Genomic DNA, 18,277 nt, shown 5'->3' on the forward strand with positions numbered 1-18,277 from the left:
AATTTTATTCAGCTTCAGTTTTCACTCCCCGACATTCACTTCTGTGAAAGTCCAGCAAGCAGATTATCGATTGTGCTTTGGAGTAGATCTGCACTGTTTCCACCTGTCGGATTAAGGTGATCTTTGACCACAGAGTCGAAGAAAAGCACCATCAAGGAGTCAGCAATCGTGTACGTGTCGGTTTGCGGGGAAACCCCCATCCGTTTAAAGATTTCTTCTAGGAAATGCTCGAACTGCAGAGTCAGCTGCCGGCGCAAGTGAACGGCCTCCTTGCGTGATTCTGGATGACGCAAGGCATACATGGTCATTTCAGAGCTAAGGAGGAACATGTCCAACCCCATCGGGCGAAGCCGCTCTAACACGCGCACAATCACGGTCCTATCAAGCAGATTGGTTTCTACCGCAATGGCTTCACGAGCAACTTCCAAAGACTGCTTTGCTAGCAGTTTTACGGATTCTATAAACAATTCATCCATGGAATCGAAGTTGGAGTAAAAGGCGCCTCGGGTGAAGCCAGCCTCCGCAACCACATCATCAATTCTCGAGAAGGAGAACCCCTTCTTCACAAACACCTTAACGGCGGCCTCCAGTAATCGAGCCCTGGTATTTTCACGGCTCCGTCGTGCTGGCACAGGCATCGTTCCCTCCATAAAAACGTACAGTAATAGGCCATTATACCCACACCCAACGCACACTCCTCTTTAGATTCATACATAAATCGAATATGATTAAGTACAGGATGATTTCTGAGAATCTGGAGGAAAAATGTCGGCTTCACTGCACCAGTTAGGCCGCCTCTGTGTGCGCCGAGCCAAAACCGTACTTACCGTATGGCTAGCTATCCTCATAACACTATTTGTCGGGGTTGCTAGCGTCGGTTTGAATCTTGATGATTCCTTCACTTTGGAAAACAGCGAATCCATTGCCGGGATGAATATTCTGCAAGAACAGCTCCCCCAAGCTTCCGGCACGAATGGGCAGATAGTTTATGAATCCATCGATGGGAAACCAATTACCGACCACCGCGACCAGATTCTGGAGTTCGTTGAAAAGTCTTCAAAGATTAAAGGCGTCACCTATGTGGCTAACCCCTTCGACTCACCTGATCTTTGGGTTTCCCTGAATGGAAAATTTGCAATCTCACAAGCCCAGATAGCAGATTTTACCGATGCCGCCACGGCTGGCCCGGGAATGCACGAAAATGCTAAAGCGTTAGACGGCGTTAAAGTTCATTTATCTAAAGAACTGACTGAAGTTCCTGGCGTCTTGCTGTCCATTACGGAGGCCTTCGGTGTCCTCCTCGCAATGCTGATTCTGTTTCTGACTTTCCGTTCCGTGGTGGCGGCTGGTCTCCCGATTGTTTCAGCACTCATAGGGGTGGGAGCGGGCATGGCCGGAATCTTACTGATTGCAGCTTTCACCGATGTTTCCTCCACTGCCCCCACCCTCGCCGTCATGCTGGGTCTAGCTGTCGGTATTGACTATTCACTGCTGATTCTCTCCCGCCACCGCGACCATTTAGCAGAGGGATTGAGTGTCGAGGAGGCTGCGGGCAGAGCCCTCGCCACTTCCGGATCTGCGGTTATCTTCGCTGGCACTACGGTGATTATTGCTCTGCTCGGCATGTTCGTCGTTGATATCGGTTTCCTCACCGTCATGGGTGTGGTTTCCGCAATGACGGTAGCGTTCGCGGTATTGGTTGCAATCACTGCGATCCCCGCATTTGCCGGCCTAGTAGGTGCACGGTTGACACCCAAACCACAGAAACAAAGCAAAGCGGGCCAAAATCGCCCCACTCATCCGGTGGCAGACAAGTGGTCCAACTTCATTATCCGCAAACCTTGGCTAGCCATTGCCGGGGCTGTCATCATTGCAGCTTTACTAACCATGCCGGTTACGGCTCTGGGATTGGCTCTTCCAGATGCTAGTTTCGACCCGAAGGACAGCGAGGGGCGGCAAACCTATGAGCTGATTGCAAAAGAGTTCGGAGAAGGCTACAACTCCCCGATTGTCGTGATCGGGGACCTAATCACCTCCACCACGCCGGTGGAAGACGCTGAGCGTCTAGGTGATGAGCTTAAGAAGATTCCGGGGGTTGAAAAAGTCGCGATTGCCACGATTGATCAGAAAGCCTCAATTGCTTTCGCCCAACTGATTCCAAAGCATTCACAGTCTGATCCGCGCACCACAGACTTGGTGAACCAGATTCGCAACCAGAGACAAAACCTAGAGGACACTACTCAGGTCAGTAACCTGAAGGTCACCGGCCTGACCGCTGTAGCTATCGACATATCCAGTAGTCTCTCTCAGGCCTTCCTTCCCTTCGGCCTAGTCGTAGTCGGCCTGTCCCTGATCTTGCTGATGATCGTGTTCCGCTCTGTGGCGGTACCCATCACCGCCACCTTGGGATACCTGATCTCTTTAGCCTCCGCGATGGGTGTCACCGGGGCTGTTTTCGGCTGGGGCTGGGGCGCTGACTTGCTCAATGTGACCCGCACTGGACCCGTGATCTCTTTCATGCCAATTATTGTCATGGGCGTGCTCTTCGGCCTAGCGATGGACTACCAGGTCTTTTTGGTCTCCCGCATGCGTGAGGCACATGTACGCGGAGCAGACACTGACGGCACCATACGTGAAGCCTTCCGCGGTGCCGGAAAAGTCGTCACCGCAGCTGCCCTCATCATGTTCGGCGTGTTCGCTTTCTTCATCCCCGAAGGCGGCGTCTACGTCCGCCCGATGGCGGTTGCCTTAACAGTTGGCATCGCAGTAGACGCATTCTTGGTCCGGATGACTTTAATTCCAGCCCTGATGAAGCTGCTGGGAGAGCGCGCCTGGTGGCTGCCGGCTTGGTTGGACCGTTTACTCCCACAGGTGGACATCGAGGGAGAGGGCCTAGCCCGGGCCATTGACAATGATGAATGGCATCTGCAGCACCCCGATATTGTGGTGCGGGCAGAAAATCTCAGCATTAAAGATGAGGTTAGCCAGATTTTCTCCCACTATAGTTTCACAGCTGGAGAGGGAATCAACATTATTGTGGAGCCCGATGCGCTCCGCAGAGCAGCCCTCACTGCCGCTTTGCAAGGCCGCCTAGCTGTCACCGCTGGTTTACTTTCCGTACTTGGCCAAGTGCTACCCGATCGCGAGAGCGCAGTCGGTATGCAGACGGCCGAGTGGGAAGCTTCCTCGGCGCGTAGATTGCAGAAAGCCCAGCTGGTGGTAGCAAACCAACCACCTGAACAGTTCTGGACGGAACTTAAGGCCTTCCCGCCCCGCGAAACCGGCCAGACCGTGATGGTGCTGCTGGCCGATCAGAGCCTAGCTCCAGTGGAAATCTGGGACCAAGCCACTCTCATTCAGCCTATCGAATCACCCTTAGAGTCCCCGCTCACGCAAGGAGAAAGCCAATGAGCACCTCATATTTTCGCAATCTAACGAGGCGACCGTGGCTACTGGTAGTAACCATTATTTTCCCGGTAGTGGCAGTAGTCGGATCCCTCCTCATGGTGGCGCCTTCTCTCATGGAAAACAGTCACCTTCCGGCAGCTATCGTGAACCAAGACGAACCCTACACGCTAGATAATGGTAGTCTCCTGCCCGCCGGCAGAATGCTGGCCGGACAGCTCATGCACCCCAACTCGAGTTTGAACGGGGAAAAACCGATCGAGCTGGTTAGCGATGATGGAAGCACCTTCAAATGGGAGATTGTTTCCGCGCAGACCGCCCGGCAAGGCATCATCGATGGCACCTACGCGGCAGCCGTGACTATTGATAGCGACTTCTCTGAGCAACTGGCAAAAACTTTGCAGGCGAAAGAGCCCACCCAGCCGAAGCTCCTGATTGATTTCCCATCGAGACTGAACCCTGCCGTGGAGCATCAGGCCCGCCGCCTAGTGACGGAGGCCTCCCAAAGGGTCGGTTCCTACCTGACTGCGACCTTCCTAAACACCTCGCTCAGTCAAACCGGGGAGATGGCTGATGGTTTGAGTCAAGCCAGCGACGGCGCTAAGAAACTGGGCAACGGCGGCAAACAGGCGCAAGATGGCGCGGACCAACTCAAAGACGGAGCGACACAGTTAGCTCAAGGCGGCAACCTCTTGGAAGACGGTTTGCGACGGCTGGCGGCAGGTGGCCGCGAAGCCGTCAATGGAACGAGGCGACTTGCTGGCGGCTCACAGCAGTTAGCTGCAGGCGCCGCAAAGCTCAATGGCGGAGTCACTATCTTGACCCGCCGCGCACCTGAGCTTACTGACGGGGTCCTGCAAGTGATTGCGGGCACCAAACAGACTTCCGACGTGGTCAACGGTCAGCTTCTACCCGGCGCGAAACAGCTCTCCGCTGGTCTAGCCCAGGCCGATCAACAGCTGAGCGGCGTCGATTTCAGCCAAATGACCGAAGGCTTTGACCGTCTCCCCCAGCTGGCTTCCGGAGCGCAGCAACTAGCTGACGGTCTAGAAACTGCGGCCGCTAATGCGCCGCAGCTGTTTGCTGGCGGGAACCAGCTACAAGAACAGACCCCTACCCTTCTGGCAGGCGTGCAGCAACTATCGACCCAGTTGACCCCGCTGATTCAGGGTTCTCAAGATTTCGCGGCTGGGGTTACGCAATCACAGCAGGGCGCCACGCAGCTACGGACTGCCGCGCAGCAACTTCCGGCAGCTTCAGATCAGATTAAAACCGGCGGGACGCAGATTAGTTCCGCGCTCTCCCAAGTAGATGCCGGATTCCAAAGTCTGGTATCCGAACTCCCCCAGTTGAAAGCCGGTGCAAAACAGTTAGCTACCGGAACGCAGCAGCTGGCGACCGGCGCTAATCAGGCGGCAGCTGGCGGGCAACAGCTTAAGCAGGGAGCGGGGCCGCTAGCTCAAGGCGCAGACCAGCTGGATACCGGCCTGGCCGCCTACCTGAACGGAGTAGAGCAACTAGCACAACACTGCACCGCCACGAATGACAACTCAATTCCCTGCATGGGCCTGAAACAGATTGTCGCCCAGGCAACTCAACATCAGCTGAAGGACAATACGCACCGGTTCATTACCGGCGCAAAACAGCTGAGTGAAGGCACCCTTCAGTACGTGGATCAGACCGCCCCGCTATTCGCCTCCACTCAGCAGCTGGCGACCGGCGCACAGCAGCTCAACGAAGGTATCGCACAGTCCAATGCCGGTATCGTGCAGCTATCGCAAGGTAGCCAGCAAGCCAACGAGGGGGCACGCCAGTACATTGCCGGCGTCTCCACCTACGCTGACGGGATGAAGCAGCTTTCCTCCGGGGTAATCACCTACCTAGATGGCACCGCTCAACTGGGTGCCGCCGCGCAGCAGCTTGGTAACGGCTACCAGCAGGCAGCTGATGGGCTACAGCAGCTCTCCCCCGGCCTCACCGCTTACGGCAATGGCGTCACCGCCTTCACGCAAGGTTCCATCCAGTTGGCCGAGGGCGTGACGCAGTCCGCGCCAGGTGCCCGTCAGATCTCCGACGGCGTGACCCAGCTAGTGGATAAACTCTCTGTCCTACCGGACTCAGTGCAACAACTGAACCAGTTGCAGGCCGGTATCGCTCAGGCAGCCTCAGGTTCCGCTGCTTTGACCGATGGCATTGGTCAGCTGGGCAACGGCTTGGCCGCGAATGCTCCGAAGCTAGATCAGCTCTCCGCCGGAATGAAGGCTTTCGGGCAGCAAATCCCGCAGCTTGCCGATGGTACTTCCGCACTGACTACAGCCAGCAAGCAGCTAGCTAGTGGCGTGGAACAGCTGACCGCCGGCAATCAGCAGCTAGCTGATGGCCTCAGCCAAGCCGCCCGGCAGTCTGGTCAGATTCCTGACGGGGCACGTCAGCTGGGTGATGGTGCTGGAGAGTTGGCGGGCGCCCTCGGCCAGATTGCTGACGGCGCAGGTGAGCTCTCTGAGCAGTTGGATGAGGGAGCTGAAGCTATCCCGGTTTACACTTCCGTTCAGGCTAAACAGCTGGCGGATGCTCTTTCCGCACCTATTGGGGCGGAGGTTGCCACTGCACAGAACACATACTCTGTATTGACTCCGGCACTGTTGGCTGCTGGACTGTGGCTGACTGGCTTGCTGAACGCCCTCGTCCTCGGCCTGACTGCGAAACGAAACCGTCGCGCCAAGCTGGTCCCCGCCGCCCTGTCTGCCATTGTGCAGGTATCAGTACTGGCGGTAGTGCAGACGCTACTGATTGCCCTAGGGGTGCTTATCTTCGGCCCGGCAGTGGCGAATCATGTGGCCGTTTGGGTGGCAGTTTTAGCCGGTCTGGTAGCCATGACTTTCATTAACGCGGGTCTGCTCTCCTGGCTGGGTAAGGTTCTGGCAACCGGGATTTCTCTGGTCCTATTCGCCCTGCAGGTGATGGTTTTGAACGCGGTTAATCCGTCAGTAGCTTTGGGTGATTCTGATAGTTTCATTGCTTCGATTAGCCCGATGGTGACTGTGGAGCATTGGGTGACGAACGGGATTTTGAACGTACATAGCTCCGTCTATCAGCTGCTGGGTCTAGTGGTTTGGGGCGTGATTGGTTTGCTGCTGGTACTTGGCGGTATGGCAGTAGCGCATCGGACTAATCTCTCCCAGTTGAAACAGCAGCTGGCTGAGCCACAACCGGCTTAACAGTTACAGAAAAGTGGGGGCGGGGTGTCCGAAATGCTACACCCCGCCCCCACTGTCTGTGTAGGCTAAATCAAGCGGTCGCTTAGTCAGCGGCCGGCTTGGTCACTGATGGGATTGCGATTTTGACGGCTTCGAAATGTTTCCCGCCGCAGTCGTATCCGCCTTCGATTTCACGGATCCAGCCGGAGTTAAAGTCCTCCCCGACCATGATCTTGACTGGCTGCTCACCGACAAGCAGGTAGGTGCCTTGCGAGTCGGCGACGGCAGGCTCAGAGAATACCACCAGTTTGCCGTCTTGTTGGAGGGGGCAGGCCTGCTGGTTTCCAATGTGGATTTTGGTCAGGGTGCTGGTCAGCAGTGGCAGGGGGATTCCGCCCGTATCTGGGGCTTCGGTGGGAGCGGGGATTGTCTCCATCGCGGTGGGCACTGTTTCGTGGTGCACGTAGTAGATTGAGGCTCCATTTTCGGACGGTTCCTCAGCTAGCTTCTGGGCTTGCTTTTCTGCGTCGCTACCTGGTTCCACGCCCAGTTTCACCCGGTTGTTCATGACATCGACTGCGATGGTGGCCCATCCGGTCACGCCTTCTGACTGTGCTGCGGCTTTGTCCTGAGCTGTTTTCAGCTGTTGTGTGGAGAAATCAACTTGGCGCACCTGCACTAGATTGGGGTTGTCTGCGGCGATCTTAGCTGCCTCTGGGGCTTCTGCCTTGAAGTCGGCCTTGGTAGCGAACAAGAGGACGCTTTGCCGGTCATAGGCTAACGCAACGCCAGCGAAAACTTCGGGCTGCTTCTCCACTAGGGGACCCAGTTGTTCGATCAGTTCGGTGACGTTTTCCGGTGCGGTGCCGTGCCAGAGCTGCTCTTCTGAGGTGACTTCAGGGGATGTCTTTTCAACGGTTTTATCTCCTGGTGCGGTTTCAGGTGTGGCGGGCGTCCATAGTACGGGAGCCAGCACGAGACCACCCAAAACTAGCACTACGACAGCACCAATTCGGTACCGAATATTTTTTGATTGGAGATTCATCTTTCCCCTCCAGTAAAAATCGATTAGTGGTTTGTGCTTGGTTATCTACGGCCTTGTAGCTTCTTGAAACGTCATCTAAATGAGAATAGGATTCTTTAATATTAGTGTATCGCTAAACTTCAGGGGGAAAAATGAAAAACGATAGGTTATCTCTAGGCTTGGCAATAACTGCCGTAATTGCCCTTGGTTTAGCGGTTTGCTTCCCGTTTTTTCGCTTCTCCTATGTAGCCCCTGAAACTGGCGCCTTCACGTGGGCAGTTCTCAGTCTAATCCCCACAGTCTGGCTGTTGTCTCGTCACCAAGTTGAACGTTCATCAGTGTACGCTACACTAATTTTTACAGTATTTGCCATCTTTTTGAGCGGGCAGACCTGGCTCGCAAATCATCGTGATGGATATGTATTTTTCCAGCTAGATAACTACCTTAGGATTGAATTGGCAGTGTTATCTGCATTCATTAGCGCACTACTAAGTGTTAGGCTCGTTTCCCGGCCCACACTCCCAACCTCCTCAACAGGTGCCACTGCCACAGTCTCCACAGTGTCTTCACGTCTGCCTAAAACAGCATTACTGGGAGCCTTGTTGATTATGGTTCTAACGCTGGGCACAATGGCCTTTTCCTCCCTCATGTTTTTCACTCTCAATTCGTGGATTGTCCTGTTAGCTTTGGCAATTTATGCAGTTATCGCTTTCTTGTCTGGAGCTACCAGCCAGATTGGAAAGAAACGCCTCTATGCGGGAGGCATATTGACCCTGCTGCTGTTTCCGCTTTACTACTATCTGCAACATCAAGTCGGCAATTTGTTTTCCCCCATACTTGGCTCCTTGTCAATCCCCCCTGAGATGACCCTATCCCCGCATCTTTGTGAGAGCACAATGCTAATAATCGGTTATCTTTCATACCTGCTTCTAGCTCCACTACTGGCAACGGGGCTCAGCGCTCTGCTGGCAATCGGGAGCGCAAAATATCACCGTTAACAGCCTGACCGCGCTCAGCCCGGCACTGTCAAGCCTCGCACATTAGCCCTAACCCTGCCACGCTAGGATGTGGGTGATGACGTCCTCGGCCCATTCAATCAAAGCCTCATCTGTCACCGGTTTGCCGCCTAGTTTCGCGGTCATCGGAGCGGGGATGAGGACCTGCCGGATGGCGGGTTTTTGCATGGCACCGGGGTGGAGGCGGCGCAGTCGTGCGGATTGCGCATCGCCGAGGGCGACTGGCCCGAAACGGATGAATCTGCCCTGCTCTACGATGTCTACCAGGCCGGTTTCGCGCATCAGTTCGCGGAGCTTAGCCACCCGCAGCAGTAGTTCTACGGGTTGGGGAATCGTGCCGTAACGGTCAATTAGTTCTTCCCGCACCGCGTCGCGTTCAGCCTGGTTGGCGGCGGCCGCAATCTTCGCGTAGGTTTCGAGGCGCAGGCGCTCCCCCGGAATATAGGTGGTGGGGATGTGTGCGTCCACGGCAATCTGGATGTTCAAGTCGGTGCGGGGGGCTTGCTCTTCACCCTTGAACTCAGAGACGGCCTCTGCCACCATCCGAATGTACAGGTCGAAACCAACCCCGGCGATGTGTCCGGATTGTTGCCCGCCGAGGAGGTTACCGGCGCCACGGATCTCCAGGTCTTTCATGGCGACAGCCATGCCGGCCCCCAGATCGGTGTGGGAGGCAATGGTTTTGAGCCGCTCATGGGCGGTTTCAGTGAGAACTTTATCTTTGGGGTAGAAGAAGTAGGCGTAGGCTCTTTCTCGTCCTCGGCCTACCCGGCCGCGAAGCTGATGCAGCTGGGAGAGCCCCATGGCGTCGGCCCGGTCCACAATTAGGGTGTTAGCGTTGGAAATATCAAGGCCGGTTTCCACAATGGTGGTGCAAACCAGCACATCAAATTCGCGGTTCCAAAAGTCCACGATCACTTGCTCTAGCTGCTGTTCACTCATCTTACCGTGGGCTACAGCAACCCGAGCGTCGGGCACTAGCTGCTGCACATGTGCGGCGACCGCATCAATGCTTTCAACGCGATTGTGGACGTAGAAAACCTGCCCGTCACGCAGTAGTTCCCGGCGAATCGCAGCTATCATCTGCTTATCTTGATATCTGCCCACATAGGTGAGGACCGGGTGGCGCTCTTCGGGTGGGGTCTGCAGCATCGACATTTGCCGGATTCCGGTGACCGCCATTTCCAGGGTACGCGGAATCGGGGTCGCTGACATGGAGAGAACATCGACGCTGGCCCGCAACTGTTTCAAGGTTTCTTTGTGTTCCACCCCGAAGCGCTGCTCCTCATCCACAATCACTAAACCAAGGTCTTTGAAGCGCACGTGCCCGGTCACAAGGGAATGGGTGCCAATCACAATATCGACACTGCCGTCTTGTAGTCCGGTCTTGATTTTATCGGCTTCACGGTGTGGGGTGAAACGCGATAGGGCTTGCACGTTCACGGGGAAAGCCATGTAGCGTTGCGTGAAAGTCTCCAGATGCTGCTGCACTAGCAGGGTGGTCGGACACAAGATTGCGACCTGTTTTCCGTCCTGCACGGCCTTGAAAGCAGCCCGCACTGCGACCTCGGTTTTACCGTAGCCCACGTCACCGCACAGGAGACGGTCCATCGGGTAGGGCTTTTCCATGTCGGCTTTGATCTCTGCGATGGTGGTCAGCTGGTCGGGAGTTTCCGGATACGGGAAGGCGTCCTCAAGTTCACGCTGCCAAACCGTGTCGGGTGAGAAGGCGTAGCCCTTCGTGGAGGTTCGGGCCGCGTAGAGGCGAACCAGCTCACCCGCGATTTCACGAACTGCTTTGCGGGCTTTCTGTTTGGTTTTTGCCCAGTCAACGCCACCCATCTTATTCAATGTGGGGGCATCTCCGCCGACGTATTTACTGACCTGGTCGAGGCTTTCAGTGGGAACGAAGAGACGGTCATTCGGATGCCCACGTTTGCTGGACTTATACTCAACCAGCAGGAAGTCACGGGTGACAGCTGAGGGGCCGCGACCTATGGTACGGGTGACCAGCTCCACGAAGCGTCCCACGCCGTGCTGCTCATGCACAATATAGTCGCCCGGCTGCAAAGTGAGTGGATCAATGACAGCGCCGGCGGCCCGCCGTTTGAGTTTCTTACCTGCCCGAGCCTGCGCGCGTCGTCCGGTGAAGTCCTGCTCCGTCATCACGCCGAGACGGTCTGCTTCCATGACAAATCCGGTGCCGGCCGTGCCGGAAACAATGTAGACGACAGGGTCGTTCAGGGCTGCCGGGACGGCATCCAGATGCCGAGCAGGCACCCCGCCCTCGCCCAGTACCTGCACCAGGCGGGTGGCGCTACCGGCTCCTTGCGTGGTGACCAGCAGACGCCAGTCCGCGGCTAATAGTTTTCGCAAATCCGCAATCGCGGTGGTCATCTGGCCCCGGTAGGGCTCCACATCGCGGGAAGGGATCAGGAATTCCTGTTCGGTTTCCGCCAAGAAAAGGTCCAGATCGAGGGCGGAGGCGACTTGGGGCGAGGATCCGTCCTGCGGCAGATCTTCCAGTGCGGGAAGGCTGGCGGCAGCCGGGGATTCTGCTTCCCCAGCCGGCTGCCGGGTGAGCTCACCCTCGTCCTCAGCTCCGCTGGTAACCTGCCCACCGAAGCTACTTAAGGAAACCCAGCCAGCCCCGATCTCTCTAACAATTTTGCGGCTTTGCCCCAGCGAAGCAAAGGAGGCCTGCTCCACTTGGACGGGAATCTTGCCGCCCGCGGCGGCGCTCTCCCAGGCGGCCTCCATGAACTCTTGGGTGGTGGCCTCCAAGTCGGCGGCGCGGCGGGCAATCTTTTCCGGCTCCGACATGAAAGTGATGGAATCTGCGGGCAGCATTTGCACCAGCGGAGTCAAGGAATCCGTCAACACCGGGGCGAGGGCTTCCATGCCTTCCGCGTAGATGCCTTCGCTGAGGCGCTCTAAAGTTTCGGCGGCGCCCGGCAGGTCATTACGCAGGGCGTGGGCGCGCTGTTTCACGTCGTCGGTAAGTAGCAGTTCCCGGCAAGCAGGAGCCCAAAGCCCGTCATGTGCTTCCTCTAGGGTGCGCTGGTCGCTGAGTGAAAAGTAGCGGATTTCATCAATCTCATCACCAAAGAACTCAACCCGTACCGGATGGTCTTCAGTGGGCGCAAACACGTCAATCAGGCCGCCACGGACAGCAATATCGCCGCGCTTTTCCACCATGTCCACGCGCGCGTAGCCGAGGGAAATAAACCGCTCCACCAGCCCCTCAAAGTCTAGGCTGTCCCCCACTTTGAGCCGGATTGGTTCCACTTCGGCGGCGTCAGCGACGACCGGTTGCAGCCAGGCTCGCGCCGAGGTGACGAGGATGCGGATAGGTCCGGCCGCTTTATCACCGGTGACTGGATGGGTCAGGCGTCGTAACACCGCCACCCGCTGCGCCATGGTGTCTAGGCGCGGAGAGAGCCGCTCATGGGGCAAGGTTTCCCAGCTGGGAAGGACCGCGACCCCGTCAGTATAGGAGCTGAGCGCATCCGCGAACTCATCAGCGGCTGGGCCGGAGGCGGTCACCACTACGGTCAACGGGACGCGGGAGGAAACCGAGGCTACCAGGGCGGGGCGCAGGCCTTCCGCCACGAGGACGCCAGCTTCCGTGCCGGGACGCAGCTTGGAAACCACGTCGGAGAAAGCAGCGGATTTCGTCAGTTCAGACAGCAAACCTGTCAGTTTCACAAGTATTCCTTAAATGCTATGAGGGGGTAGGTTTCCAGTTTAACGCTACTGGCGAGAATGCAGACGTTGCTGGGCGTCAAGGAAACCCAGGGTGACGACGTCCTCGGCGGCTTCGGCGGCCTCCTGGATGGTGACCTGCCAGTCCGCGGCCGCTTTAGGCGGGAAGTTGGAGAGGACATAATCGGCAGTGTCCATCCTCCCTGGCGGGCGCCCAATCCCTACCCGCAGGCGGTGGTAGTTTTTGGTTCCCAAAGCTGAAGTGATGGAGCGCAAGCCATTGTGTCCGCCTTCGCCACCACCGAGTTTGAGCCGCAAGGCATGCTCTGGAATGTCCAGTTCATCATGGATCACCAGCAGGTTTTCCGCACTGGCCGAATAAAACTTAAGGAGCGCCGCAGTCGGGCCCCCAGAAGTGTTCATATAGGAATCTAAAGTGGCTAAGACCACCCGCGGTCCGGGGGCTCCGCCGGGCAAAATTCCTAGTCTAGCTTCTGCCACCTGGGCGCGAGCCTTATGCCGCACCAACGTGGCACCTGCTTCTGCCGCCAGGGCATGAATCACCATCTGCCCAATATTGTGGCGGTTTTTAGCGTATTGGCTGCCGGGATTTCCCAGCCCAACAATAATCCACGGGGTGCTTGTCGAAGTCATGCACCTATTATCTCAAAGGTTGCCGGCAGATGAGGTACCAACAATCTGCCCATCGGCCATAGTGAAAATCTGATCCCCCACCGCTTCCGCGAAGGGTTTATCGTGAGTGATGACCAGAATCGTCATGCCTTTCGCAGCTAGGTCGCGAATCACTGAGACAACCCGATCTGTGGAAGCATCGTCGAGGGCGGAGGTCGGCTCATCGAAACACAGCACCGCAGGGTCTAGCGCGCAAGAGCGCGCAATCGCCACGCGCTGGCATTGGCCACCAGATAGCTCCCCCGGGTAGGCGTCCGCTTTCTCAGCCATACCGACTGATTCCAGCAGTTCCCTCCCCCGGGCTTGCGCGACCTGCGGGTCTTCACCGTACACGTAGATGGGGGCCTCAGTCACGTTCTGCAAAGCAGTGCGGTGCGGGAAGAGATTGAAATCTTGGAAAACCATGCCAATTTTACGGTGCCATTCACGTGGGGAAACCCCCTCGTTCTGAGTTACCCCCGCAACGGTAATCTGCCCACCGTCCGCGGTTTCTAGCAGGTTGATGCAACGCATGAGGGTGGTTTTACCCACCCCTGAGGGGCCGAGGATGACGCCCACTTGGCCGGCGGGAACAGTCAGGTTAACTCCTTTGAGGACCTGATTATTTCCGTAGCTTTTGGTGAGTCCGGTGATGGAGAGCATGGCTTTTCTTTCTGGTTTAACAGTTTGCGGGTTACTTGTAGTAGGCGAGCCGCTTTTCCAGCCGCTGCAACAGGTAGGTCAACCCGATGACGATGATTAGGTAGGCGGCGGCTGAATACAGCAACGGGGTGAGGCTGGCGGTGCGGTTCATTTCAATCTGGGAGACTCGCAGCATGTCCACCACACCAATCGCGTAGACCAAAGCGGTGTCCTTCACCAGTGTGATTACCTCATTGGAGATGGGCGGCAGGATTCGTTTAACCACTTGCGGCAAGATGACCCGTTTATAGGTGGTGCGGGTATCGAAGCCGAGGGTGCGGGCAGCTTCGAATTGTCCTTTCGGAATGGACTCTAGTCCGCCTCGATAAATCTCTACAAAGTAGGCGGCATAGTTCAGGATGAAAGCAATCAGCGCGGAGGGTAAACGGTCCAACACGATCCCAATATTGGGCAGCCCATAGTAGATGAAGATTAGCTGTAGTAGCAGCGGGGTGCCGCGCATGACGGTGACATAGATTTGTGTCATCAGGCGCAGGGGCGCGAATCTTGACATTCTAGCCAGCGCTAGAATTAGGCCCAGTGGCAGGGAGATTGCCAGTGTGCCCACGAAGACATAGAAGACAACCAGGAGTCCGGAATAGAACATCGGGTTGGTCAGCATGGTGTTGATTCCTTAACTGTTTTCCCCAGCTTCTATTTGAACCAGGTATTGGTGGCTTTCTCAATGGTTCCGTCGCTCTTAGCCCCTTGGAGGAACTCATTGAGTGCGTCCTTGAACTTGGTGTCATTGCTCCGAACTGCGACGACGAAACTTTCCTCACCGAAGTTTTCATCTAGGGTGGTGAACTTATCAAGACCTTTTTGTTTGGCGTAGTAGTTGAGGAGGACGGAGTCGCCCACTACCGCGTCTGCGCGTCCCACCTCAAGGTCGCGCAAGGCCTTGTCGAAGGTGTCGTAGGCGGCTGGTTGCCCGCCGGCTAGTGAGGCTTGAAAGTCGGCGTCTTTAGTGACGGCATCAGCGCCGGTGGAGCCTGCCTGAACGGCAACGGTCTTACCGGCCAGGTCGGCTTTGCTTTTTACCGGTGAGTCGGCCAGCACCATGATGATCTGCTGGTTAGTCATGTAGGGGTCGGTCATGGCTACCTTCTTGGCCCGCTCATCAGAGTAGGAGTAGCCATTCCAGATGGCGTCAATCTTGCCGGAGTTGAGTTCGGTTTCTTTGAGGTTCCAGTCAATATTTTGGAATACGAACTTCTTGCCCAACTTTTCTGCCGCGGCGGTCGCTAGGTCCACATCGAAGCCTTTGGTGACGCCGCCTTCGTCGAAGCCCATGGGGACGAAGGTGTTATCGAAGCCAATGATGATTTCATCTTTGTCCATGGCGGAGGTGACAGCGGGTTCCATGGTGGCTGGGCTGGTGCCGTTTTCGCTGGGACTGCAGGCGCTGAAGCCGAGGGCGAGGGCGGCGGTAGCGAAGACCGCTAGTGCTTTGTGTCCGCGGCCAGCGAGATTGCGGTTACTGGCGGTGCGAGCTAGGGGTGACATAACGGTCTCCTTCATGTAGTAATGTATTAACGCGTTACTACATTAACACAGTGACTGGTGCTTGCCAAGCCCGAAACCAAAATAGGACGGCTTTCACAAAAACTAGTGGGGAGCGCTATTGCGCTCCCCACTTATGGTCAGTTTTCTGTTTGCCTGTCTGACAAAAGCTCCAAGGCACGCTCATAGCCGCCAGCACCCGAAGCGTAATATCGGGCGACTCTGCCAATAGTCGTTACTGAAACACCGGTTAGTTCATGGACTTTCCGATATGAAGCCCCAGCTGCCAGCAGCGGCACCACGCTCCACCTATCAGCCATAGCTTCAAGCTCTGAGGGCGTGCAAAGGTCGTGAAGGAAATCGGCAACTTCTCCCGGATCATTTAACTGAGCCAAGATAGTGGCTAAATCTTCGACCGGCTGAGAGACCGCTTCGCCTCGACGTTTCAAACGACTATTCCTTTCAATGATGGTTTACCGCAGATGCACCGGGTAGTGCAGAAAAACTATTTCAGCCGCTGCGCGGGGGCTGCGGGGACCGCACGCAAAAACTCCGGCGAGTTAAAATCAGCCTGAGCGTATGCCTCCACAATCTTAGCGGCCACTTGATCGGCGGTTCCCGCATCGATTAAAGCGATCGCTGAGCCACCGAAACCACCGCCGGTCATGCGGGCGCCGTGCGCTCCAGCGGCACGGGCCCCCTCCACCGCAGTGTCTAACTCCGGACAAGTCACTTCGTAGTCGTAGCGTAAGGAATCATGGGAAGCGTTAAACAACTCTCCCACCCGCGCTAGGGTTTCCCCTTCCAAAGGGTGTTCCAGAAGGACATCACAAGCTTCCCGGGTTCGCTCAATCTCAGTGACGACGTGACGGACCCGCATCACCTCAACCGGATCATCTAACTGGGCCAAGGTTTCATCTAGCTTCGCTGGATCAATTTCCACCAGTTGTCCTACCCCCAATTTACGGGCAGCCGATTCACAGGCATCGCGTCGTGCCTTATATTGTCCGTCATTCAAGGAGTGCGGCGCTTTAGTGTCAATCACCAAGAGCTCAAGTCCCTGCGCGGCCAAGTCGAACGGGATCTGCTTCACCGAGTTATCGCGCGAATCCAGCTCCAGGGCATGATCCGCCTGGCAACGCAAAGAAGCCGACTGGTCGAGGCCGCCGGTGGGTGCGCCAGCCACCTCGTTTTCGGCGCGCCGGCAGGCGTTCACCAAGTATCCGCGGCCCTCATCAGTGGCAGCGAAACCCAGTCCCGCCAGGTCATCGATAGCTACCGCCATGGCGCACTCAAGTGCCGCCGAGGACGAGAGGCCGCCACCACGCGGAACACAAGAAGCCAAAGCGACATCGAAACCAGGCAAAGGCTCAGCCAGGGCGTCCGTTTCATCAGCAGGATGCTCCAGCGACCAGGCAACCCCCGCCAGATAGGCGGTCCAGTTGCCAAGCTCCCCGTCGGAACCAACCGGACCAATGCGGTCCAAATCGACCTCCTCCCAGCCGGAAGGAAGGTAACGGTCGGTCAGCCGCATGAGGCGGTCATCACGTTTAGCGACCGCCACGAAAGCCCGATGCGGGAGCGCGATAGGGAGAGAGAGACCACCGTTGTAGTCGGTGTGTTCACCAATCAGGTTGACGCGGCCCGGCGCGGCCCACACCCCGGTCGGCTCATAACCGTAACGCTCCTGAAAGAGCGTCACGCAACGGGCGATGCCTTCCTCTTCAGAGAATGGTTCCAGCCAAGTAATTTCAGTCATGGTTGACTCCTTCGTCAAGTTTGGTGTCTCTACCCTACCATTGAGCGCTTTCGCGTCAGCCTTCCCAGACTTCCCGCAGGCGGGCGGCAATCTTCTCTGGCGTGGTGTCAGAAATCCAAGCGAACATGCCAGATTCGGAGCCGGCCAGGTACTTGAGTTTGTCGGGGCTGCGCTGAATTGAAATCAACTGCAGGTGCAGGCGCAGATCATCCTCGGCGCCCTTCGGGGCCTGATGCCAGCCGGAAACATAAGGCAGATCCACGTACGAGCCATCCGGGTTCTGGTGGAAACGGTTGCCGGCCTGCAGCATCTTCAAGTAGATGCCGGCCAGATCCTCACGCTCCGCATCGGTGAGCTCCGGGATACGAGCAACCTGGCGGCGCGGCGCCAAATGCATTTCGACGGGCCAGCGGGCAGCTGCCGGCACATACAGGACCCAGTGCTCGGTCTGGGCGACAATCCGGTCCCCCAGCTTCAGTTCGGTTTCCAGCACGTCAGCTAACAGGTTACGGCCGGTCTTTTCCCGGTGAGCGCGGGCCTGACGGAGCATCTTCTCCGTGTAAGGCGTAACGAAGGGGTAGGCGTAAATCTGGCCGTGCGGATGGTGCAGGGAAACACCAATGGCAACGCCGTGGTTTTCAAAGCAGTAAACCTGTTCAATTCCGTCCATCGCCATGAGTTCTTCCGTCCGGTCAACCCAGGCTTCAATCACGGTCCGCATCCGCTTTTCACCCATAGAAATCAGGTTCTCTTCCAGTTTCGGGCCGAAGCAGATAACTTCGCAACGGCCCGCGGCGGGACGCTCCGCCAGGAGCTCACCTTCGTCCAGATAGCTGACCACATCGGGAACCCCAGGAACCCGCATCAGGGAGGCGAAACGGTTCTCAAAAACCACCACGTCATAGTCAGTGTCCGGGATTTCACCGTCCTGATAGGCGGCACCGGGACGGGCCGGAGCGAAAGGATTCGCGTCGGCGGGCGGCAAGAAGGTGCGGTTCATGCGGTGCGCAGCCATCGGAATCCAGTCGCCGGTAAGCACGTCGTAACGCATGATAGGTCCGGTGAAAGCGGTCTCGTTACCGTCCTCATCTACGTGCGGGGCAAACCTGTCGCCGAGGGGGCGAGGGTCATCTAGACGGCGGGTCTTCTCCCCAGAGACATACTCTGGTGAATCATCAAAATAAAAGAAATCGCGACCGTCAGCTAACTTTGTTGCGGTTTTGCGCACCTTTGCTGCCATGAAACTCTCCTCAATCGTTGAACCATAGTTCCAAGCCACTATTTTAGACTGCCG

13 protein-coding genes are annotated in these 18,277 nt (G+C 56.8%); 3 read left to right on the forward strand and 10 right to left on the reverse strand.

The features are described 5' to 3' along the window. Positions 1-35: 35 nt before the first annotated feature. A complete protein-coding gene (locus tag BM477_RS02535) occupies positions 36-638 on the reverse strand; it encodes a TetR/AcrR family transcriptional regulator (protein WP_075361102.1) in 603 nt (200 codons plus the stop codon). A 127-nt stretch (positions 639-765) separates the two neighbouring features. Here BM477_RS02535 and BM477_RS02540 point away from each other — a divergent pair, with 127 nt between their 5' ends. Together BM477_RS02540 and BM477_RS02545 are read left to right on the forward strand one after the other, a co-directional pair. Then, positions 766-3,411: an MMPL family transporter gene (locus BM477_RS02540; RefSeq protein WP_075361103.1), complete on the forward strand. Its 2,646-nt coding sequence runs from the start codon at positions 766-768 to the stop codon at positions 3,409-3,411. Beyond that, positions 3,408-6,623: a YhgE/Pip domain-containing protein gene (locus BM477_RS02545; protein WP_075361104.1), complete on the forward strand. Its 3,216-nt coding sequence runs from the start codon at positions 3,408-3,410 to the stop codon at positions 6,621-6,623. The genes BM477_RS02540 and BM477_RS02545 overlap by 4 nt, the downstream gene beginning before the upstream one ends. Before the next feature lie 82 nt (positions 6,624-6,705). On the opposite strand, the gene BM477_RS02550 is transcribed toward BM477_RS02545, so the two are convergent. Further along, on the reverse strand, positions 6,706-7,647 hold the full coding sequence (locus BM477_RS02550; RefSeq protein ID WP_075361105.1) for a hypothetical protein: 942 nt from the start codon (positions 7,645-7,647) through the stop codon (positions 6,706-6,708). 131 nt (positions 7,648-7,778) lie between these two features. Here BM477_RS02550 and BM477_RS08340 point away from each other — a divergent pair, with 131 nt between their 5' ends. Next, entirely contained in the window at positions 7,779-8,624 is an 846-nt protein-coding gene (locus BM477_RS08340; protein ID WP_075361106.1) for a hypothetical protein, read from the forward strand. Positions 8,625-8,672: 48 nt separating this feature from the next. Here BM477_RS08340 and mfd read toward each other — a convergent pair whose 3' ends face one another. The 8 genes from mfd to galT form a co-directional block, all read right to left on the reverse strand. Beyond that, on the reverse strand, positions 8,673-12,350 hold the full coding sequence (gene mfd, locus BM477_RS02560) for a transcription-repair coupling factor (RefSeq protein WP_075361107.1): 3,678 nt from the start codon (positions 12,348-12,350) through the stop codon (positions 8,673-8,675). 45 nt (positions 12,351-12,395) lie between these two features. After that, positions 12,396-13,001 carry an aminoacyl-tRNA hydrolase gene (gene pth / locus BM477_RS02565; RefSeq protein WP_075361108.1) on the reverse strand — a complete coding sequence of 202 codons (606 nt, stop codon included), beginning with the start codon at positions 12,999-13,001 and terminating at the stop codon, positions 12,396-12,398. Between the two features lie 12 nt (positions 13,002-13,013). After that, positions 13,014-13,682 carry an amino acid ABC transporter ATP-binding protein gene (locus BM477_RS02570; RefSeq protein WP_075361109.1) on the reverse strand — a complete coding sequence of 223 codons (669 nt, stop codon included), beginning with the start codon at positions 13,680-13,682 and terminating at the stop codon, positions 13,014-13,016. A gap of 31 nt (positions 13,683-13,713) precedes the next feature. After that, a complete protein-coding gene (locus BM477_RS02575; protein ID WP_084543659.1) occupies positions 13,714-14,343 on the reverse strand; it encodes an amino acid ABC transporter permease in 630 nt (209 codons plus the stop codon). 32 nt (positions 14,344-14,375) lie between these two features. Further along, positions 14,376-15,227 (reverse strand): amino acid ABC transporter substrate-binding protein, encoded by an 852-nt coding sequence (locus BM477_RS02580; protein WP_075361111.1) that lies wholly within the window; start codon positions 15,225-15,227, stop codon positions 14,376-14,378. A gap of 137 nt (positions 15,228-15,364) precedes the next feature. After that, positions 15,365-15,673 (reverse strand): YerC/YecD family TrpR-related protein, encoded by a 309-nt coding sequence (locus tag BM477_RS02585; RefSeq protein WP_075361112.1) that lies wholly within the window; start codon positions 15,671-15,673, stop codon positions 15,365-15,367. Between the two features lie 56 nt (positions 15,674-15,729). Beyond that, positions 15,730-16,983 (reverse strand): galactokinase, encoded by a 1,254-nt coding sequence (gene galK, locus BM477_RS02590; RefSeq protein WP_075361113.1) that lies wholly within the window; start codon positions 16,981-16,983, stop codon positions 15,730-15,732. Positions 16,984-17,038: 55 nt separating this feature from the next. Beyond that, on the reverse strand, positions 17,039-18,223 hold the full coding sequence (gene galT / locus BM477_RS02595) for a galactose-1-phosphate uridylyltransferase (RefSeq protein ID WP_075361114.1): 1,185 nt from the start codon (positions 18,221-18,223) through the stop codon (positions 17,039-17,041). Positions 18,224-18,277 lie beyond the last annotated feature (54 nt).

It is taken from the genome of Boudabousia marimammalium, from assembly GCF_001936115.1.
Classification (GTDB): Bacteria; Actinomycetota; Actinomycetes; order Actinomycetales; family Actinomycetaceae; genus Boudabousia; species Boudabousia marimammalium.